The sequence below is a fragment of the Amycolatopsis sp. NPDC101161 genome (genome assembly GCF_044768185.1).
Lineage (GTDB): Bacteria > Actinomycetota > Actinomycetes > Mycobacteriales > Pseudonocardiaceae > Amycolatopsis.
Window position 1 is genome coordinate 338,895 of sequence record NZ_JBIWPI010000004.1, and the last position, 18,610, is coordinate 357,504.

Consider the following 18,610-nt stretch of genomic DNA (forward strand, 5'->3'; position numbering starts at 1 on the left):
CACCCCCCACCACCCCCGCGGCAAACTCCACCCGGCCACTTCCCCAACCGGGGAATGCCAACCTTGGTGACACCGTTTTAAAACAGTGTTACGGTATCCCCACCACCCCGACAAGGAGCCCCCGATGCACGGACCCACCCAGCTCTTCACCGTGATCGCCCTGGTCTCGCTGCCCACCGTCATGTACGGCGGCTACGCCCTGATGGGCGTCCTGCGCGACCGGAAACTCACCGAACACCAGCGCGCGATGTTCCGCGCCGGGCACGCGCACGCCGGTGTTCTGCTCGTCCTCGCCCTGGTCGCGCTCCAGATCCTCAGCCGGACCGACCTCTCCGACACCACCCTCTGGGTCGCCTGCTTCCTGCTGCTCTTCGGGATCCTCGCCCAGTCCGGCGGCTTCTTCCTGCACCTGCTCCCCAACCAGGGCCGGCGAGGCGGGCGCGTCACCAGTGTCGGCGCCGTGCTGCTCGCCGCCGCCGTCCTCATCACCGCCTACGGCGTCGCCTGAACCGGTCGTTAAGCTGGTGACGTGCCTGAATACCTGCCGACCGCGCCCTACAAGGGGACCCGGGACTTCCTGCCCGCCGAAATGTCCGTGCGTACCCAGGTGTTCGGTCATCTCTACGACGTCCTGGAGCGCCGCGGCTTCCTCCGCTACGACGGCCCGATCCTCGAATCCGCCGAGATCTACGAGCGGAAATCGGGTCAGGAGCTCGCCGACAAGCAGCTGTACACCCTCACCGACAAGGGTGGGCGGCGCCTCGCGCTGCGCCCGGAGATGACGCCGTCGGTCGCGCGGATGATCGCCGGGAGCGCTAAGTCGCTGTCGTTCCCCGTCCGGTGGTACAGCCACCCGAACTGCCACCGGTACGAGGCGCCGCAGCGCGGCCGCGTCCGGGAGCACTGGCAGATCAACGCCGACATCTTCGGCTCGGACAGCGCCAACTGCGAGATCGAGATCTTCGAGCTGGTGCACGACATGATGGCCGCGCTGGGCGCGACGCCGGACATGTTCGTGCTGCGCGTCAACGACCGGAACCTGCTGACGTCGGCGCTGACCGACGTCGCCGGCGTCTCCGAGGACCACCTGGCCCAGGTGTTCGCGCTCGTCGACCGGTGGGAGAAGTACCCGCGCGAGAAGCTGGCCGAGAGCGCCGGTGAGATCGGGCTGTCGGACAAGCAGTTCGAGAAGCTGGCCGAGACGCTCGACATGGGCGAGGCGCTGCTCGAGGAGATCCCGGCCGAGGTGCGCGAGCAGTCGAACCTGGTCAAGGTGCTGAACAGCGGCGCCAAGGACCTGGTGAAGTACGAGCCGATCATCGTGCGCGGGCTGGCGTACTACACGTCGACCGTGTTCGAGGTCTTCGACACCTCGCCGGAGAACCGCCGCGCCCTCTTCGGCGGCGGCCGCTACAGCGACCTCGCGTCGATGTTCACGCCGCAGCAGATCCCGGGCATCGGGTTCGGCATGGGCGACGTCACGCTGATCGACTTCCTCGACACGCACGGCCTGACCCCGGCCCCGCGCAGCGAGGTCGACGTCATGGTGATCCCGGTGACCGAGGACCTCTCGGACGCGGCCCGCTCGGTGGCGGCGTCCCTGCGCGGCGCGGGCCTGCGGACGTCGATGCCGATCGAGCACCGCAAGCTGGGCAAGGAGCTGACCCGCGCGGACAAGGCGGGCGCGGCCGCGGTCGTGATCATCGGCCAGGACGACTGGGCGGCCGGGAACGTGACGGTCCGCTCCCTCGCGACCCGGGAGCAGAACCCGGTCGCGATCGCGGACGCCCCCGCGGCGGTCCAGGCGCTGCTGAGCTGAAAACCCGCTCGACGCCCCTGGCACGCTGAGGGGGTGTTCGATGCCGAGATGCCCGACCTCGATGCCTTCGCCGCCGGTGACGTGCGGCGCTGGGCGGAGTTCGACACGGCCGTGCGGCGAGCGTGGTGGACCAACCAGCGCTGGTACGGCCATCCCGCCCGCGAGCACCCGATCCGCTCGCGGGCGGACCGGGCCGAAGCCGCTTGCCACGCGAACGGCCGGATGCGCGAAGCGGCGGTGAAGCTGCTGGCGGACAGCACCGATCCCGAAGCGCTGCCGCTGCTGCTGATCCGCTGCGTCGACTGGGTCCGGCCGGTGCGGGAAGCGGCGCGAGGAGCGGTGCTGTCCAAAGTGGACGAGTCGTCGCTGCGCGCGGTGCTGCCGTTGATCGGCGTCCTGCGGCGGCGCGAGGTCGACGACTGGATGACCACCCTGTTCCGCGAGAACCTGCCGGAGCTGCTCGACGCCGCGCTGGGCCTCGAAGACCGGGAGACCCGTCGCTGGGCCCACCGCGAGGCGCTCGGTCTCCTTTCGCGTGAGCGGCTGCTCGACATCGCCACGCGCGACGAGGACTTCGTGGTCCGCGCCATCGCGGGCAACGCGCTGCTCGACCGCGGCGAATGCGTCGAGGAGTTGCTGGCGGGCGGGTTGCCGAAGATCCGGATGCGCGCCCTCACCATGACCGGCCGGGCGGAGGAGTACCTGGCCGACCGGTCTTCGGCCGTCCGCTCGATGGCGCAGGCCCTGGTGCTCAAGGCCGGGGGTGATCCGGCCGAGCACTACCGCGCGATGCCCGTGTCCTTCGGCGTGCTCGCCGGGCTCGGCGAGACCGGCACGGCCGAAGACGCCGCCCTGCTGGACCGCCACCTCACCGACGAGCGTCCCCGGATCCGGCGGACGGCCGTGCGCGGGCTGCGCCGGATCGAGCCGGACTCGACGGCGGTACCGCCGCTGCTGACGGACCCCTCCCCCGCGGTCACCCGCCAGGTCGTGGAGTTCCTGCGCGGCAAGTTCGTCGAGGTCACCAAGCTCCGGGAGCTGCTGGGCGCGGAACACCCCGTCCACACGCGACGGGCGGCCGCGGCACTGCTGCGCGACCGCGACACCTGGGTGCGCCTGCACACCGACCTCACGCTGCTGGCCGACGCGGACCTCGGCGCCGACGCCGAGCACGACCTCCGCGCCTGCTACCAGCACTTGGACCGCGTGTGGACGAAACCCCCGGCGCGGCTTCGGGCGGAACTCGAAGCCGCCTGCGCGGGCCTCGATCCCGCGATCGCCCGCGGGATCCGCTCGGTCCTGGACTCGCCGCAGTACCGGGGGTGATCAGGCGGAGCCGGCGCTTGCGCGGGAAATCCGCTTCGCTCCGGGCTTCACGGGCTGACCTCGCCGGCCCTCCGTAGCCGGAGCGTGAACGTCGCGCCCGCGCCCGGGCGGCCCGCCGCCGCGATCGTGCCGCCGTGGCCCGTCACCACTTCGCGGACCAGCGCCAGCCCCAGGCCGAACCGGCGGCCGTCGCCGTCCGTCCCGCGGGCGAAACGCTCGAAGATGCGGTCCGCGTCGGCCGCCGGGAAGCCGACCCCCGTGTCGCGGACCCGCAGCTCCACGTGTCCTTCGTCCGGGACACCCAGCCACACCTCGATCGAGCCGCCCGGCGGGGTGTGGCCCAAGGCGTTGTCCAGCAAGGCGGACAGCACGCGCCGCAACGCCGTCGGGACTCCCTGGACCACGTACGGCCGCCGCTCGCGCGTCACCGCCAGCCGGACCCGGCCCTCCCCCGCGCGGTCCGCTTCCGCCGCGACCGCCTCCTCCGCGAGCGACCCCAGTTCCACCAGCTCCAGCGACTGCCGGTCGCACGCCCGCGCCGACAGCAGCAGGTCCTCGACGACCGCGCCGAGCTCCCGCGTGCCGCGGACCAGCTGGTCGAGGTCGTCCGCGTCGCGGCCGGACGCGCGCCGGGCCAGCAGCTGCGCCCGCGTGTGCAGGCGGGTCAGCGGGGCGCGCAGCTCGTGGGACGCGTCCGCGACGAACGTGCGCTGCCGGCGCAGCGCGTCGGCCAGCGGCCGGATCGCCCGGCAGGCCAGCACCCGGCCGCACAGCACCGCGGCCAGCAGCGCGAGCACTTCCGCGACCACCAGCCCGGACACCAGCGACGAGCGGTCCTGGATCTGGTACAGCTCCTCGAAGAACGCCTGCGAGACGACACCGCCGCGGTTCTCGACGCGGATCGTGTACGTCATGCCGCCGATCGAACGCCGTTCCGTGTGGACGTCCCCGGCCACGGGCACGGTCGCGTCCAGCGCCGCGATCGGCATCCCGGCCGGCGGCCGGCCCGCGGGCGCGTGCAGGGCCGGGGTGAACAGCCAGACGCAGCCGGGCGGGGTCTCCGCCGGCCCCAGCTCGACCGTCCGGGCCAGCGTGCGGTCGGCCTCGGCGTGCTGGCGGGACAGCAGGATCGCGTAGGCGATCCCGCCCGCGACGGCCACCAGCAACGACACCACCACGGCGATCTGCGCGGTGATCGCCCACCGCGCCCGCCGCAGGGCCCGCTCCTCCGGGTCGGGGTTCATACCGCGCCGATCTGGTAGCCGAGGCCGTGCACGGTCCGGACGACGTCGCGGCCGAGCTTGCGCCGCAGGTAGTAGACATACGTGTCCACAATGGACTCCCCGGTCGAGTCGGCGAAGACGTTCGTCCGCAGCGCGGCGCGCGGGTGGATCGCCTTCGGCCGCTGCGCCAGCGTCCGCAGCAGCTCGAACTCCCGCCCGGACAACGTGATCCGCTCGCCGCGCGGCAGCACGACCTCGTGCCGCTGCAGGTCGAGCGCCGCCGCGCCGAGCGGCAGGCACTCCGCGCCCTCGAGGTCACGGCGTCCGAGCGCGCGCAGGCGAGCCAGCAGCTCGTCGGCCTCGAACGGCTTGACGAGGTAGTCGTCGGCGCCGGCGTCGAGCCCGCCCACGCGGTCGGCCAGCTCGCCCAGCGCCGAGAGCACCAGCACGCGCGTGGTCACCGCGCGGGCCCGCAGCTGCCGCAGCAGCTCGAGCCCGTCCAGTACCGGGAGCCGGCGGTCGATGATCATCACGTCGTAGTGCCCGGTGAGCCCGAGGTGCAGGCCCCGCTGCCCGTCGTGCGCCGCGTCGGTTTCGTAGCCTTCGTCCGCGAGCAGCTCGGCGAGCATGCCCGCCAGTTCCCGGTCGTCCTCGACCAGGAGCACTCGCGGTTTCGTTGCGCAGGGGTGCACACATCCATACTGGCAGTGATTTTCCGAAATTGAACAGTCAACTTTTCCCGGTCACCGGCACCGGTTCGGCCATCAGGAGCACCTCGGTGCTCCCCTTGCGGGTATCGCGCCGGTCGAGCCAGCTGAGCACCGGCGCCGTCATGATCGTGGTGACGAGCGCGACGAGCACCAGCACCGTGAACAACGCCGGCGAGACGATCCCCGCGGCGAGCCCGACGTTGAGCGCGATCAGCTGCATCAGCCCGCGGGCGTTGATCAGCGTGCCGACGCGCAACGCCACCGGCTGCGACTCCCCCACCAGCCGCGCCGCGCCCCAGCATGCTCCGAGCTTGCCGACGATCGCGACGACCACGCAGAGCACGGCGAACAGCAGCAGCCTCGGGTCGGCGAGCAGCGCGAACCGGGTGTTCAGGCCGGAATAGGTGAAGAACAGCGGGAGGAACACGATCCGCCCGATCGGCATGATCTTCGCGAGCACGGCGTCAGCGGCGGGCACGCGGGGGAACACGATGCCGACGCAGAAGGCGCCGAACACCGCGTACAGCCCGATGACGTCGGTGAACCAGGCGGCCGCGAACAGCGTCAACGCCGTGATCAGCATCTTCTGGTCGGCGGAGATCCGGTCACTGCCCATCGCCTTCGCGAGCACCCGGCGGCCGACGAGCACGAGCAGCAACGCGAACAGCAGGCCGCCGCCCACGGCCAGCGCGACCGGCCCGGCCGAGTCCGCGTGCATGCCCAGCACGACGGCCAGCAGGACCCACGCCAGGACGTCGTCGAGGGCGCCGCAGGCCAGCGCGAGCGAGCCGAACCGGGTGCCGCCGAGACCGCGTTCGGTGATGATCCGGGCGAGCATCGGGAACGCGGTGATGGCCAGCGCGACCCCGACGAACGCCGCCGACGTCGCGAGCGAGACGCCGTCCTTGCCGATGCCGGCCCAGGTCGAGCCGAACACGGCGACGCCGACACCGAGCGCGAGCGGCACCACCGTGCCCGCGGCCGAGATCGCGCCGACCGACTTCGCCGAGCCGCGGATGCTGCGGAGACTGAACTCGTACCCCGCGCCGAACATGTAGATGACCAGGCCGATCTGGCCGCCGACGTAGAGCAGCGGGCGGATGCCGTCCGGGAACAGCGCCGTCTGCACGCCCGGCAGGACCAGCCCCAGCAGTGACGGGCCGAGCAGCACGCCGGAGATCATCTCGCCGACCACCGGTGGCTGGCCCAGCCGCACCGCGACCGCGCAGACGAGCCGGCACACCACGAGGATGACCGCGACGGCGAGGAAGAACGTGGGTGCCGCCTCGGACGGGGTCATGAGTTACCTCCGGCGAAGTAGGTGGTGCACAAGGCTTGGCGACGGGCGTCGAGGACCATGTACGTGCCGAACAGGAGCTGGGCGAAGCTGCGCCAGACGTCTTCCCAGCGGTCGCGGACCGCGAGCCACGCCAGCGGCGCTCGCCGGGTGCGCGCGCCGCGCGGGGTGAGCAGCGCCGGGCCGCGGTTCGGGATCGAGCGCGTGTGCCCGGCCGTCGAGGCGAGGCTGAACCGGCGCAGCACCTCGCGCGTCACGACGCGCATGGTCGGCGGGGCCAGCCCGCGGGCCGGGCAGGCGCGGTTCTGCGCGACGCCGAACGGGATGAAATCGTCCTTCCCGGACTGCGCGGCGTAACCCGGGTAGCTGAAGCACAGGACGGTTCCCGCCGGGATCGTCAGGTGCTCGAGCTCGATGTCCGCGGTGGAGATCCGGTGCGCGATGCCGAACAGCGGGTATTCGCGCAGGCCGTCGTCGATGACGCGGTCGAGGTAGGCGTCGTCGTCCGGGTTTTCGGCGAGCCGCCGTTGGACGTCCGGCCGCTGCGCGATGATCACCAGCAGGTGCGCCATCGCCTCCGACATCTGCACGACGGCGGTGTTGAAGAACGTCCCCTGCAGGTAGAACGCCTGCTCCTCCGGCGTCAGGGACTGCGGCAGCGGGTGCGGGACGTCGGCGAGGCGCCGCCGCAGGTACTTCGTGAGCCGGGCCCGGCGGCGCATGTTGCGCGGCCGCACGCACTTCAGGGCCGAGACGACGTCGTCGGCGTGCCCGACGATGAGGTCGCGCGCCTCGGGCGGGCAGGGTTCCTCGAACACCAGCTCGTAGTACAGCTCGGCCCAGATCGGCATCATCGCGTCGCGGAACCGGACGAGCCCGGGCCGGACGCCGTCGAGGACGTGCGCGGCCACGCGCCGGGCCAGCTCCTCGGAGTCCTTTTTGGACCGGACGAGGATGTGCCGGGTGCACTTGGCGACCTCGTCGTAGCGCGGCCCGGCTTCCAGGTGCTCCTGGTGCACCTGGGGTCCGGGCGCGAGCCAGTACCAGAACAGGTCGGACAGCGCGGCGCCGCGGCTGCGGCCGTTCGCCGCCGGGTCGGCGTAGACGCGCTTGAAGTCCGCGGGGCCGACCTGCTCCCCCGGGATCGTCACCGTGTCCTGGCCGTTGACCAGCGCGAAGATCTTCATCCGCAGCGCGACGACCCGGGCGGGCAGCCAGGCGGGCGCGGTCGCCACCGCGGCGGCGGCGAGTGCTTTCCCGATCATCGCCGCACCTGGTCCGGGGTCAGGTCGGCCGGGGTTCGGCCGCCGCACATCGCGAGCGCCTGGTCGAAGTCGTCGCGCAGCAGGTCCAGGACCCGCGTGACGCCTTCGCGCCCGCCCGCGGCCAGGCCCCACACGACCGGGCGGCCGACGCCGACCGCGTCCGCGCCGAGGGCCAGGGCCTTGACGACGTCGGTGCCGCGGCGGATCCCGCCGTCGAGCAGCACCGGGATCGCCCCGCCGACCGCCGCGGCGATCTCGGGGAGCACGTCGATCGTGGCGGGCACGGTGTCGAGCTGGCGGCCGCCGTGGTTGGACACGACGATCCCGGCGACGCCGTGGTGCACCGCGAGCCGCGCGTCCTCGGCGTGCAGCACGCCCTTGATCAGCACCGGGAGCTTCGTCTTGCCCCGCAGCCACGCGATGTGGTCCCAGTTCAGCCCGGCCGACATGACGATCTCGCGGACGTGGCTGGCGTTGCCGCCGCTGCGGTTCTCCCCCAGGTTGCGGAGGTTCTCCACGACCAGCCCCGGCGGCAGGTCGTGGAAGTCGTTGCGGTCGTCGCGCTCGCGGCGGCCGAGCACCGGCGAGTCGACGGTCACGACGAACGCCTTGACCCCGGCGTCTTCGGCGCGGCGCACGATCGCCTCGGTGAACTCCAGGTCCGGCTGCAGGTAGAGCTGGAACCACAGGCCCGGATCCGGCGCGACCTCGCGCGCCGCCGCGGCGATGTCCTCGATCGCCGTGGTGGCGGCCATGCTGACGATCATGATCGTGCCCGCGCGGGCCGCCGCCCGCGCCGTGGCCAGTTCGCCGTCGGCGTGCGCGAGCCGGTGGAACGCCGTGGGCGCGACGAGGATCGGCATCGACGACGGCGTCCCCAGCAGGGTCAGGCTCAGGTCCCGTTTGTCGCTGCCGCGCAGGACGCGAGGCAGTAACCGCAGCTTTTTGAACGCCGTTTCGTTCTCCGCCACGGTGATCTCGTCCTGCGCGCCGCCGGCGAAGTAGTCGTAGTGCACCGGGTCGAGGCGCTGCCGGGCCGCCGCCTCGAACTCCGCGACCGTCCGCATCACAGCTCCCGGGTGAAGAACGCGGTCAGCGGCTCGACGTGCACCTCTTTGTCCCACTCGTTCTCGAGGTTCTCGGTGACGTGGTGGGTCGCGACGAGCTCGCCGCGGCGGTAGTGCCGGACGATCGGGTGCAGGTAGTGGCCTTCGCCGGTGTCGTTGGCCTGGTCCTGGGCGGCGCGCGCGACGAAGTCGAACGGGTCGATCTTGTCGTGGTCGGGCCCGTAGTCCAGGGTGACGACGTAGGCGTCGTCCGGAGGATCGGCCAGGACGCGGTCGACCGGCACCTCTTCGAGGTAGCGGGCGGTGTCGCCGTCGACGACCAGGACGTCGCCGAGGAAGCCGAACTGCTGGTACAGCGCGGAAGTCCGGTTGATCCGGGTGATCACGGCGTCGGTCAGCGCGTCCGGTTTGGCGGGCAGCTCGGTGCTCGGCCACGGCCTGTCGTGGTGCCGCTCGTTCAGGACCTTGGTCAGCGCGCGGACGCCGTAGCGGAAGCCGTGGATGAACGCGCTGGTGGCCTTCTTGAAGTCACGGACCTGCGTGATCGTGCCTGCGAAGTAGAGGCCGGGCACGTTCACCGACTCCCAGTCCGGCGTCTGCGCGGGGAAGCGGTCGTTGATGGTGAGCTGCGGGCGGCAGTCCTCGTCGAACAGCGACGCGTCGAAGCGGAAGCCGGTGCAGCCGATCACGCGGTCGTAGCGGATTTCCTTGATGACCTCGTCGGCGCGGGCGAAGGCGAACTTGACGTGGTAGCCGTCGGCGTCCTTGCGGACCTCGCGGACGTCGCCGTCGAGGATCGCGTGCTGGAGCTTCAGCTGGTACATGTCGAGGATGCCGGCGTTGTAGGCACGCAGGTGGCCGACGAAGTGGGTGCGCCAGGCGAGCTTCACCGGCCGCGGGCCGCCGACGTGCACGACCGCGGCCGTCTCGATGAGGTTGTCCGCGGTCTCGAACGCCGAGTTTCCCTTGCCCAGCACGAGAACGCGTTGGTCGGTGAAGCTCTTCGGGTCGACGTCGACGTCCACGTACTGGTCGATCAGCTCGACGCCGGGGAACTGCGGGAGGTAGGGCTTGGTGACGCCGGTGGCCATGATCAGCCGTCGCGCCTGGAACTCTTCGTCACCCGCGGTGAGGATGAAGAGAGCGCTTTCCGGGTCCCGGCGGATGCGCGTCACCCGGGTGTCGTAGCGGACGTCGACTTCGTGCTTCGCCGCGTAGTCGGCGATGTAGCGGAGGAAGTCCGGGGCGTCCGGGAAGAGCTTCTCGCTGTAGTCGGTGAAGACGACCGGCTCGGCGTCCCCTTCGGCCAGGATCGAGTTCCAGTCCATCCGCATGCGCAGCTCCGGGTCGGCGTACCCGGTGTGCTTCTTGTTGATGGAGATGAGGGTCCGGTGCCGGGGGAAGCTTTCGAAGAAGTGGCCGGGCGCGGACCCGGCCTCCAGCACGAGGTACCGGTGCCCGGCGTGGCCGAGGTGCTGCCCCAGCTGCACCCCCGCGGGCCCCGCCCCGACGACCAGATAATCGAGCACTTCCTCCACCACGACCTCCTGAGGCTCGGCACCGACCTTGATCGGCGCCGAGCCTGCTCCGGAGATCTCAGAAAAGGCTCAGAGGCGCGTTACTTCCCGGCCGCGCCCGGCTGGTAGTCCCTGTCGCGAGATGGTGTACCCGTGGACGTGACAAGAGTTCGAACATGAGGGGCCACAGCCTCCGAGGACGGATCACCCATTCGCCCCGCGTGAACGACAACCCCGCAGCACCTGCACCGGCGCCCCCGGAAGCACGCTGACCGTGGACCACCTCGCCCCCGAGGCAGTCCACGGTCAGTGCTCACTTCCCGGCCGCGCGGGCCAGGCGTTCCGGGTAGCGCTCCCCCGCGATCGCGTCCGCGGGAGCCGCCGCCGCGATGGCCGCCAAGTCGTCCGCCGTCAGCTCCAGCGACGCCGCCGCGACGTTCTCCTCCAGGTACTTGCGGCGCTTGGTCCCCGGGATCGGGACGACGTCCTCGCCCTGTGACTGCACCCACGCGAGCGCCAGCTGTCCCGCCGTGACGCCCTTCTCCTCGGCCAGCTTGCGGAGCGCGTCGACGATCGCCATGTTGCGCGCGAAGTTGTCCTCGGCGAACCGGGGCAGGCCGCGGCGCATGTCGTCCTCGGGCAGGTCCGCGACCGACTTCACCGCGCCCGTCAGGAACCCGCGGCCCAGCGGCGAGAACGGCACCACGCCGATGCCCAGCTCGCGGCACGTGTCGAGGATTTCGCCCTCGATGCCCCGCGTCCACAGCGACCACTCGCTCTGCAGCGCCGTCACCGGGTGCACCGCGTGCGCGGCGCGGATCGTCGCCGCGCTCGCCTCGGAAATCCCGGCGTACCGGATCTTCCCGGCCGCCACCAGCTCGGCCAGCGCGCCCCACGTCTCCTCGATCGGCGTGTCCGGGTCGACGCGGTGCTGGTAGTACAGGTCGATGTGGTCGACGCCGAGCCGGCGCAGCGACTCGTCACAGCACTGCTTCACGTAGGCAGCGTCGCCGCGGGCGCCCATCGCGCCGTCGGTCCACACGATGCCGAACTTCGTCGCGAGCACGACCTCGTCGCGGTGGCCGGCGATCGCGCGGCCGACCAGCTCCTCGTTGGCGCCGGCGCCGTAGACGTTCGCGGTGTCGAGCAGCGTGACGCCGAGGTCGAGAGCCCGGTGGACCGTCGCGATCGACTCGTCGTCGTTGTCGCGGACGCCGTAGGCCTGGCTCATCCCCATGCAGCCGAGCCCCTGGGCGCCGACCTCCAGACCGCCGAGCTTCCTGGTCTTCACGCGGAAATCTCCTCCCTGCCGGGTTCCACGCCGAGCACGTTGCGCTCGACCTGGGCGTAGTTGTCGATCTTGTAGTCGAGGATGTCGAGGCACCCCTGCAGCTCGGCGATCCGCTCGGCGACCGACCGGCGCTGCTCCACCAGCAAGGCCTTGCGGCGGCCCGCGCTGGCCACGCCGTGGCGGCGCAGCGACGCGTACTCGCGCATGCTCTTGATGGGCATCCCGGTGGTGCGCAGCTTGGTCAGGAACCCCAGCCAGTTGAGGTCGTCGTCGGAGTACGCCCGGCGGCCCGCGGTGTCCCGGGCGGGCGGGTCGAGCAGTTTGATGCGCTCGTAGTACCGGAGGGTGTCGATCGACAGTCCGCTACGTCGCGCGGCTTCCGCTATCGAGTAGCTCATGAGCCGACACTACGACCTGGAGTGCACTCCAGGTCAACTCCCGGCTCTCGCTAAAAATAACACCGTTGCGATACGCTCTGTGGATGGCACGGCCACGCACGCATGATGAAGCCCTCCGGCTGAAGCTCCTCGACCGCGCCGGTGAGCTCATCGCGGCCGACGGGCCGAAGGCGCTTTCGCTGCGGAAGCTGGCCGCCGACGCCGGGACGTCGACCACCGCCGTGTACTCCCTCTTCGGCAGCAAACCCGATCTGGTGAACGCGCTCTACACCGAGGGCTTCCGCCGCTTCGGCGCCCGCATGGCCGGCACCGCGCTGACCGGTGACGCGGTCGAGGACCTCGTCGCGCTCGGCAGCGCCTACCGCGCGAGCGCGCTGGCCGACCCGAACCTGTACGGGATCATGTTCACCAGGTCGGTGCCCGGGTTCGAGCCCAACGAAGACGCCGAGAAGCTCGCCCGCAAGACGCTCGAGCCCCTGGAAGCGATCATCCGCCGCGCGATCGCCGACGGCGTCTTCCTCGACGTCCCGCCGGAGACGGTCGCGGTCGGCTGCTGGGCCGTCGTGCACGGGCTCGTCTCCCTCGAGCTGACCGGCAACCTGCCGGAGGAGTTCGACGTCACGGGCTCCTACGAGACGGCCCTGCGCGCGAACGCCTCCGGCTGGCTGCGCCGTCAGAGCAGCCGCAGCGACCCGTCGTAGACGACCTTGCCCTGCGCGTCGCGGGCCAGGACGTGCACCTTCGCGTCCGGGGCCCAGGCGACCCCGTCCGGCAACCAGGCCAGGGCCATGCCTTCGACGACGTCCACGTCGGCTTCGGCGCCGGCTGCGAACCCGAAGGCCGCCGCGGTCGCCGAGACGGGCAGCGCCACCGGGACCGGGTTGCGGGCCTTCCCCGCCGGGGCACCCGCCTCGCGGGCGCCGAGCGTGCTCACCCTCAGGACACGGGCCGGGTTCTGCCGGTTTTCGGCCAGGTCGGGGTAGACGCGGGCCTGGGTCTGCCCCGGATGCTGGTAGTCCGGCTCCCGCGTGCAGACGATCACCCGGTCGCCCCGGCGGCCCATGACCACCTGGTAGTCGTCGTCCCGAAGGAGCGGCCCGGGCCGGTAGGCCGCGGCGTCCGGGACGACTTCTTCGGCGTCGGCCAGGCAGTCGCCCAGCGCGCGGCCCGCCGGCGAGGTGCGGTCGGCCGGCTCCGGGCGGTCGGTCACCGCGAGCAGGGGCGCCGGCGCGGCCGGCAGGTCCACCTGCCGGGGCGTTCCGGCGCCGAGGTCGGCGAGCGCGACCCGGGCCGGGCCGGGCCCGACGCGGGTGAACGCCGCGAACTGGCGGCTGACCGGCGAGGCCTCGAGCTCGTTCCCGCTCGAGCCCCGGGGCGTCGTGACCGCGAGGCTCGCCTTGGGCCAGGCCGGGTCGAGCACCCCGCCGACCAGCCCGGTCGGGCTGCGCAGCAGCAGCCCGGTGCGCGTGCCCGGCGCGTACGCGGGCGTGGCCGCCGGGTCCGACAGCGTCACGGTCGTCTCGGTCGTTTCGCAGAACATCGGTTTGCCCGCCGCGGTCGCCGCGACCATCGAGTCCGCCGCCAAGACCTCCGTGAACAGCGGGACCCACTCCTCGCGCGGCGGCACCCGGTCCGTCTTGCCGGCGGCCTGGACCGCCGCCCAGCAGCGGTCCAGCGCCGCGGTCGCGAGCCGGGCGTCGAGCGTCAGGCCGCCGGTGACCGCGGGCGGAACCTCGGCGGGCTGCCGCAGCTGCCGCGTCGCGACGACCGCGCCCGCGGCCAGGACGAGCACCGCGGCCGCGGCGGCGTACCAGACGCGGGGCGGCCGGCGCTTCCCGATGCCTCGCCGGACTTCGACGCGCAGCCGGTCGCGGACGTCGTCCGGCAGCGCGCGCCGCGGCGGGAGACCGAGGTCGTCGCTCATTTCTCTGCCTCCTTCAGCAGCGTGCGCAGGCGTGCGCGGGCCCGGGACAGGTGGGCGCGGACGGTGACCTCGGCGACGGCCAGCGCCGCGGCCGCGTCGGCGACGCTCAGGTCACCGAGCAGGCACAGCTCGACGACCGCGCGCTGCGCTTTCGGCAGCCCCCGCACGGCTTCGACGATCTCGCGCAGCCGCTCCTCGCCGTCAAGCCGCTCGGCCACCGCGTCGGCGTGGTCGGACACCACCGGCGGGTCGGGGATCTTCCGGAGCAGCCGCAGCCGCCGTCTCGCGCCGCGGTGCTCGTCGCGGGCGGCGTTGCCGGCCACCGTGTAGAGCCACGGCAGCGCGCTGTCGCGCACCAGCGTCACGTCGGCGCGGCGGCGCCAGGCGGTGAGGAACGTGTTCGAGGTGAGGTCCTCGGCGGCGCTCCACGACCCGGTCAACCGGTAGGCGTGGTTCCAGACGGCTTCGGCGTGCCGCTCGAAGAGTTCGCCGAAGGCCGCCTCATCGCCGCCCGCGGCTCGGTCCCACAGGACCCGATCGTCCACCGGCGCCCCCGTCGCATGGCTGGTCACACCCCTCAGTGGCCGGCACCGGCCGGGATGTTGCGCGCAACTTACGCGGACCGGACGGCCACTTCCGGTCGTGATCATGGAGCAGGTCCGGACCACGGACAACCTTCGGCTGCGGCTGCCCGCCGCCGTCGCGTGCGTGTCGGCGCTGGTGTTCGCGCTGGCTCGCCCGCACCTCATCGACGACACGTTCATCACACTCGCCTACGCGCGCAACCTCGCCTTCCACGGGCACTGGGGACTGCTGGCCGACGCGACGTCGAACTCCGCGACGTCCCCGGCGAACGTCCTCGCCTTGGCGGCCTTGACGTTCGTGGTGCGGGACGCCGTCTTCGCGGCCGGAGTGCTGTACGTGCTGAGCCAGGTCGCGCTCGTCCTGGCCCTGCGACGGCTCGGCACGGCGTTGCCGCGCTGGTTCCCGGCGCTCACGTTCGCGGCGCTGACCGCGAACCCGCTGCTGCTGTCGTCGATCGGGCTGGAGGTCGCGCTCGGCTCGGCGGTGCTCGGGTGGGTGACGGTGTTCGCGGCCGAGAGGCGTCCGCTCGCCTTCGGGCTCACCGCGGGCGCGCTCGCGCTCGTCCGGCTCGACCTGCTGATCTTCGCGGTCGTCTTGGGCTTCTCCGTGCGCTCCGGCCGGGCAGTGCTCGGCGCCCTCCTGGTGGCGCTGCCGTGGTTCGTGTTCAGCTGGGTCGTGCTCGGCGCGGCGGTGCCCGACACGGTCGTGATCAAGACGCTGCAGGGCGCGCAACGTGCTTGGGGCGACTGGGATTTCGGCAACGGCCCGCTCTTCTACGCCCGCACTGCTTGGTGGACGACGGTGCTGTCGTTCCTGCCGCTCGCGGTGGTGCCGTTCGCGTTCCGGCTGCGGCCGTTCAGGTCGCTGGCCTGGGGCGGCGCGCTCTACTACGGCGCGTACGTGCTGCTGAACGTTCCGCCTTACCACTGGTACTACGGGCCGGTGATCACCACGGCGACAGTGTGCGCCTGCGCGTGGGCGGCTTCTCACCGCGTCGCGACCGGAGCCGTCCTCGCGGTGGTGGCCGCTTCCGTGGTCGCGTACGCGGGCTCGTCACGGGAGTTCGCGCCGCTGACGTCGAACTACGCGTCCACGGCTCGCTATGCCGAGATCGGCCGCGACCTGCGTGGTCTGGCCGGTGGCCGGGTGGTCGGCAGCGCCGGCGAAATCGGCGTGCTGGCGTACACGTGCGAGTGCGCGATCGTCGACGTCTTCGCCGACCGCGGCCTGCTCCCCGCGGCCATCGAAGCCCGCGGGGCGGGGAACCGCTGGGTCCGCGCGGCGCTGCGTGTCGACTACGCGTTCTTCGACTTCGACGTCCGGCCGCGGCGGCCCGACCTGGTCCTGCGGCGCCTGCCGAGCCCGCCGCCGGACGCGCTCGCCCATTGGACGCTCGACGCGCCGACGCTCGGGAAGCAGGAGCTCTACCTGGTACCGAACTGAGCGTCCGCGAGATCGAGTTCCGCGTGTTCGCCGCCTTCGAAGTCGGCGCCCTCCTCGAAGATCGTGCGCGAGAACTCGAACCGGCCCCCGGAGCGGACCCGGGTGAAGCGGACGTTGCCGGCGAAGTGCGCCCGGGAGAAGAAAGCGCCTTCCTCGAAGACCGACCGGTCGAAGTTGACGATGTCGCGGAACTCCGTGCCGTAGAACCCCACCTGGCGGGCGAAGCGCGTGCCGCGGATGTGGAGCTGCCCGACGAACCGCGCACGGCTGAAGTCGGCGGCGGCCAGGGTGCAGCCGCTCAGCCGGAAGTCGACGAGCGTGGCTCGCTGCAGGTCGATCGACATCCCCGGCCAGTAGCCCACCGCGTCCTGGGTCAGGTGCGTCTTGAGCAGCTCCTGCACGGCCAGCCGAACGAGCAGTTCACTGTCCCCGGGGTCGTCGGCCAGGTCGCGGGCCGCGCTGCCCTTGAGCCCGACGTCCCGGGCCTTGAACGGCATCCGCAGGTACGCGCAGAGCACGTTCACGATCGTCTGGCGCTGCTTCGGGTTGTCCTGCCCGAGCCGCTCGAGCGCGTACAGCCCGCCGAGCCGCACGGGTGCCTTGTCGTTGCCGAGCTGCTCGACGGCCTTCGTGTACAGCTCGGTGACCCGCCGCTCCTCGAGGTCGCGTTCGGTCACGCCCGCGACGCGGGTCGTCTCGGCGAGCTGCAGCTCCATCGTGCGCTGGCGGCGCGTCGCCAGCCACAGCGCGAAGACGCCGCCCGCGCCGGCGCCGATGCCGAACGCCGTCTTGACGGCGTCGATGCGCACCGGCGCGTCCGGCGTCCCGGACCAGCCCAGCAGCAACCACAGCAGCCCGGCCGTGACGACCGCGACCGCGGCGCCCGCGGCGGCGACCCACCGCCACTTGAGTACGGGCAAGGCTCAGACGGCGCCGTACTGGCGGTCACCGGCGTCGCCGAGACCCGGGACGATGAACCCCGAGTCGTTGAGGCGCTCGTCGATGCTCGCGGTGACCACGCGGACCGGCAGGCCGGTCTTTTCGAGGTGCGCCAGGCCTTCCGGCGCGGCGAGCGCGCAGATGGCCGTGACGTCGTCGGCGCCGCGGTCGGTGAGCAGCCGGATCGTGTACTCCATCGAGCCGCCGGTGGCGAGCATCGGGTCGAGCACCATGACCGGTCGGTCGGCGAGCGACTCCGGCAGCGACTCGAGGTACGGCGTCGGCTTCAGCGTCTCCTCGTCGCGCGCGAGGCCGACGAAGCCCATCTGCGCGTCCGGGATCAGCTTGTGCGCCTGGTCGGCCATGCCGAGCCCGGCGCGCAGCACCGGGACGAGCAGCGGCGGCTTGGCCAGCGTGTAGCCCTCGGTGCGCGCGACCGGCGTGTGGATCCGCTCGGTCTTGACCGGCACGTCGCGCGTGGCTTCGTAGACCAGCATGACGGTCAGCTCGTGCAGCGCGGCCCGGAACGCGGCGCTGTCGGTGCGCGCGTCGCGCATCGTGGAGAGCCGGGCCTTCGCGAGGGGGTGATCGACGACGTGCACATCCATGCTGGTCAATCTAGCCGTTTCGCGAAGCTCTTCACCCAGCCGCGCTGCCAGGGCGTTTCGACGGCGCGTTCGTGGTAGTGCTCTCTGGTCCAGGCGACGGCTTCGTCCGCGGGGACGCCGGAGAGGATCGCCAGGCAGGCCATCACCGTCCCGGTCCGGCCCGCACCGCCGTAGCAGGCGACTTCGACGGTCTCGGTTCGTGCCTTTTCGTGAAGGGCCTTGATCTGCCGGCGGGCTTCTCTCGGGTTCGTCGGCAGCAGGAAGTCGGGCCAGGTCACCCACTCGTGCGGCCAGGTGATGCCCCCGCCGTGCTTGCGCCGCAGCCGGCTGGTGCCCAGGTAGAGCCCGAAGTCCGGCTCGGGTTCGTCGGGTCGCGGGCGGGCGAGACCTCGCCCCCTTACGCGGGTGCCGTCCGGAAACTCGACCATAGGGGTCAGTGTCCTCCTGAAGGTGGACACGGTGGGTGGTTTTCGCCGCTAAGCTCCGCCGGGTGAGCGAACTGACGCCCGACCAGATGCGGGCTTCCGACGCGGACCGCGAACGCGTCGCCCAGGTGCTGCACAACGCCCTCTCGGAAGGGCGGATCACGGTCAACGAGCTGGAAGAACGCCTTTCGACGGTGTACGCGGCGAAGACGGTCGGCGAGCTCAAACCCGTGACGGAGGACCTGCCGTCGACGTCGGGGGCGATCGAGCCGGCGACCACGCGCGCCCTGGGCTTCCCCGACCAGCGCATCGGCGGCCACCCGGGCAGCCCGGTGTCGATCGGCGTGATGTCCGGCGCGGTCCGCAAGGGCAGCTGGGTCCTGCCCCCGCAGCACACGAGCTTCGCGTTCTGGGGCGGCACGGAGATCGACCTGCGCCAGGCCCGCTTCGCCGACCGCCACTGCACGATCACGGCGATCGCGATCATGGGCGGCATCCAGATCACGGTCCCGGACGACATCAACGTCGACGTGACGGGCATCGGGTTCATGGGCGGGTTCGTCCTGGAGGACAAGTCGGGGGCACCGCCGGCCCCGCCGACGGCGCCGACGGTGAAGATCAACGGGCTCGGGTTCTGGGGCGGGGTGGTCGTGTACCGGAAGCCGGCCAAGCGGGACGAGCCGCCGCAGATCGAAGGGGCCTGACCTCGGCGTTGTGACGCGTCACGCACCCAGCGTCACAACCAACGGGGGCTCGCGGTGCCGGACCCGCCG

19 protein-coding genes are annotated in these 18,610 nt (G+C 72.0%); 6 read left to right on the forward strand and 13 right to left on the reverse strand.

All coding sequences use genetic code 11. The annotated features are described in order from the left end of the window. Window positions 1-124 precede the first annotated feature (124 nt). The 3 genes from ACIRSS_RS29090 to ACIRSS_RS29100 are packed head-to-tail and all read left to right on the forward strand — an operon-like array spanning window position 125 to window position 3,145. Window positions 125-508, forward strand: a complete 384-nt coding sequence (locus ACIRSS_RS29090) for a hypothetical protein (protein ID WP_400900377.1) — start codon at window positions 125-127, stop codon at window positions 506-508. 21 nt (window positions 509-529) lie between these two features. After that, on the forward strand, window positions 530-1,819 hold the full coding sequence (hisS, locus tag ACIRSS_RS29095; protein WP_400900379.1) for a histidine--tRNA ligase: 1,290 nt from the start codon (window positions 530-532) through the stop codon (window positions 1,817-1,819). Window positions 1,820-1,852: 33 nt separating this feature from the next. Then, window positions 1,853-3,145 carry a hypothetical protein gene (locus tag ACIRSS_RS29100; RefSeq protein WP_400900381.1) on the forward strand — a complete coding sequence of 431 codons (1,293 nt, stop codon included), beginning with the start codon at window positions 1,853-1,855 and terminating at the stop codon, window positions 3,143-3,145. A 47-nt stretch (window positions 3,146-3,192) separates the two neighbouring features. Here ACIRSS_RS29100 and ACIRSS_RS29105 read toward each other — a convergent pair whose 3' ends face one another. The 8 genes from ACIRSS_RS29105 to ACIRSS_RS29140 all read right to left on the reverse strand — a co-directional run bounded on the left by ACIRSS_RS29105 (window position 3,193) and on the right by ACIRSS_RS29140 (window position 11,913). After that, complete coding sequence (locus ACIRSS_RS29105) at window positions 3,193-4,389, reverse strand: sensor histidine kinase (RefSeq protein ID WP_400900383.1); 1,197 nt, start codon at window positions 4,387-4,389, stop codon at window positions 3,193-3,195. After that, window positions 4,386-5,033, reverse strand: a complete 648-nt coding sequence (locus ACIRSS_RS29110) for a response regulator transcription factor (RefSeq protein ID WP_400900385.1) — start codon at window positions 5,031-5,033, stop codon at window positions 4,386-4,388. The genes ACIRSS_RS29105 and ACIRSS_RS29110 overlap by 4 nt, the downstream gene beginning before the upstream one ends. Window positions 5,034-5,097: 64 nt before the next feature. Continuing rightward, window positions 5,098-6,378 carry a cation:proton antiporter gene (locus ACIRSS_RS29115; protein WP_400900387.1) on the reverse strand — a complete coding sequence of 427 codons (1,281 nt, stop codon included), beginning with the start codon at window positions 6,376-6,378 and terminating at the stop codon, window positions 5,098-5,100. Next, entirely contained in the window at window positions 6,375-7,640 is a 1,266-nt protein-coding gene (locus tag ACIRSS_RS29120; RefSeq protein ID WP_400900389.1) for a cytochrome P450, read from the reverse strand. The genes ACIRSS_RS29115 and ACIRSS_RS29120 overlap by 4 nt, the downstream gene beginning before the upstream one ends. Continuing rightward, the gene (locus ACIRSS_RS29125; RefSeq protein ID WP_400900391.1) at window positions 7,637-8,707 is read right to left on the reverse strand and encodes an alpha-hydroxy acid oxidase; all 1,071 of its coding nucleotides are present in this window, start codon (window positions 8,705-8,707) and stop codon (window positions 7,637-7,639) included. Before ACIRSS_RS29125 ends, ACIRSS_RS29120 begins: the two co-directional genes overlap by 4 nt. Next, window positions 8,707-10,248: an NAD(P)-binding domain-containing protein gene (locus ACIRSS_RS29130; RefSeq protein ID WP_400900393.1), complete on the reverse strand. Its 1,542-nt coding sequence runs from the start codon at window positions 10,246-10,248 to the stop codon at window positions 8,707-8,709. The genes ACIRSS_RS29125 and ACIRSS_RS29130 overlap by 1 nt, the downstream gene beginning before the upstream one ends. Window positions 10,249-10,537: 289 nt before the next feature. Next, window positions 10,538-11,461, reverse strand: a complete 924-nt coding sequence (locus ACIRSS_RS29135; protein WP_400901908.1) for an aldo/keto reductase — start codon at window positions 11,459-11,461, stop codon at window positions 10,538-10,540. Between the two features lie 50 nt (window positions 11,462-11,511). Beyond that, complete coding sequence (locus ACIRSS_RS29140) at window positions 11,512-11,913, reverse strand: MerR family transcriptional regulator (RefSeq protein WP_086673859.1); 402 nt, start codon at window positions 11,911-11,913, stop codon at window positions 11,512-11,514. A gap of 83 nt (window positions 11,914-11,996) precedes the next feature. Between ACIRSS_RS29140 and ACIRSS_RS29145 the strand changes: the two genes are divergently transcribed. Then, window positions 11,997-12,614 carry a TetR/AcrR family transcriptional regulator gene (locus ACIRSS_RS29145; protein ID WP_400900395.1) on the forward strand — a complete coding sequence of 206 codons (618 nt, stop codon included), beginning with the start codon at window positions 11,997-11,999 and terminating at the stop codon, window positions 12,612-12,614. Here the strand turns inward: ACIRSS_RS29145 and ACIRSS_RS29150 are convergent. Beyond that, window positions 12,587-13,837: a hypothetical protein gene (locus tag ACIRSS_RS29150; RefSeq protein WP_400900397.1), complete on the reverse strand. Its 1,251-nt coding sequence runs from the start codon at window positions 13,835-13,837 to the stop codon at window positions 12,587-12,589. The genes ACIRSS_RS29145 and ACIRSS_RS29150 overlap by 28 nt on opposite strands. After that, the gene (locus ACIRSS_RS29155) at window positions 13,834-14,409 is read right to left on the reverse strand and encodes an RNA polymerase sigma factor (protein ID WP_400900399.1); all 576 of its coding nucleotides are present in this window, start codon (window positions 14,407-14,409) and stop codon (window positions 13,834-13,836) included. The genes ACIRSS_RS29150 and ACIRSS_RS29155 overlap by 4 nt, the downstream gene beginning before the upstream one ends. Before the next feature lie 76 nt (window positions 14,410-14,485). On the opposite strand from ACIRSS_RS29155, the gene ACIRSS_RS29160 reads away from it, so the two are divergent. Next, window positions 14,486-15,865 carry a hypothetical protein gene (locus ACIRSS_RS29160; RefSeq protein ID WP_400900401.1) on the forward strand — a complete coding sequence of 460 codons (1,380 nt, stop codon included), beginning with the start codon at window positions 14,486-14,488 and terminating at the stop codon, window positions 15,863-15,865. On the opposite strand, the gene ACIRSS_RS29165 is transcribed toward ACIRSS_RS29160, so the two are convergent. The 3 genes from ACIRSS_RS29165 to ACIRSS_RS29175 are packed head-to-tail and all read right to left on the reverse strand — an operon-like array spanning window position 15,847 to window position 17,840. Then, window positions 15,847-16,785: a pentapeptide repeat-containing protein gene (locus ACIRSS_RS29165; protein WP_400900403.1), complete on the reverse strand. Its 939-nt coding sequence runs from the start codon at window positions 16,783-16,785 to the stop codon at window positions 15,847-15,849. The genes ACIRSS_RS29160 and ACIRSS_RS29165 overlap by 19 nt on opposite strands. 3 nt (window positions 16,786-16,788) lie before the next feature. Next, window positions 16,789-17,412 (reverse strand): uracil phosphoribosyltransferase, encoded by a 624-nt coding sequence (gene upp, locus ACIRSS_RS29170; RefSeq protein WP_285455977.1) that lies wholly within the window; start codon window positions 17,410-17,412, stop codon window positions 16,789-16,791. Between the two features lie 5 nt (window positions 17,413-17,417). Then, window positions 17,418-17,840, reverse strand: coding sequence for a protein-tyrosine phosphatase family protein (locus tag ACIRSS_RS29175; protein WP_400900405.1), 423 nt, complete (start codon window positions 17,838-17,840; stop codon window positions 17,418-17,420). A gap of 86 nt (window positions 17,841-17,926) precedes the next feature. Between ACIRSS_RS29175 and ACIRSS_RS29180 the strand changes: the two genes are divergently transcribed. After that, window positions 17,927-18,541: a DUF1707 domain-containing protein gene (locus tag ACIRSS_RS29180; protein ID WP_400901910.1), complete on the forward strand. Its 615-nt coding sequence runs from the start codon at window positions 17,927-17,929 to the stop codon at window positions 18,539-18,541. The last annotated feature ends 69 nt before the right edge of the window (window positions 18,542-18,610 follow it).

Coding starts and splice junctions, on each gene's coding strand:
- ACIRSS_RS29135 (WP_400901908.1), bottom strand. CDS start 11,461: ATGGGGATGAGCCAGGCCTACGGCGTCCGCGACAACGACGACGAGTCG.
- ACIRSS_RS29125 (WP_400900391.1), bottom strand. CDS start 8,707: ATGCGGACGGTCGCGGAGTTCGAGGCGGCGGCCCGGCAGCGCCTCGAC.
- ACIRSS_RS29175 (WP_400900405.1), bottom strand. CDS start 17,840: ATGGTCGAGTTTCCGGACGGCACCCGCGTAAGGGGGCGAGGTCTCGCC.
- ACIRSS_RS29105 (WP_400900383.1), bottom strand. CDS start 4,389: ATGAACCCCGACCCGGAGGAGCGGGCCCTGCGGCGGGCGCGGTGGGCG.
- ACIRSS_RS29120 (WP_400900389.1), bottom strand. CDS start 7,640: ATGATCGGGAAAGCACTCGCCGCCGCCGCGGTGGCGACCGCGCCCGCC.
- ACIRSS_RS29145 (WP_400900395.1), top strand. CDS start 11,997: ATGGCACGGCCACGCACGCATGATGAAGCCCTCCGGCTGAAGCTCCTC.
- ACIRSS_RS29090 (WP_400900377.1), top strand. CDS start 125: ATGCACGGACCCACCCAGCTCTTCACCGTGATCGCCCTGGTCTCGCTG.
- ACIRSS_RS29180 (WP_400901910.1), top strand. CDS start 17,927: ATGCGGGCTTCCGACGCGGACCGCGAACGCGTCGCCCAGGTGCTGCAC.
- ACIRSS_RS29160 (WP_400900401.1), top strand. CDS start 14,486: ATGGAGCAGGTCCGGACCACGGACAACCTTCGGCTGCGGCTGCCCGCC.
- ACIRSS_RS29150 (WP_400900397.1), bottom strand. CDS start 13,837: ATGAGCGACGACCTCGGTCTCCCGCCGCGGCGCGCGCTGCCGGACGAC.
- ACIRSS_RS29140 (WP_086673859.1), bottom strand. CDS start 11,913: ATGAGCTACTCGATAGCGGAAGCCGCGCGACGTAGCGGACTGTCGATC.
- ACIRSS_RS29115 (WP_400900387.1), bottom strand. CDS start 6,378: ATGACCCCGTCCGAGGCGGCACCCACGTTCTTCCTCGCCGTCGCGGTC.
- upp (WP_285455977.1), bottom strand. CDS start 17,412: ATGGATGTGCACGTCGTCGATCACCCCCTCGCGAAGGCCCGGCTCTCC.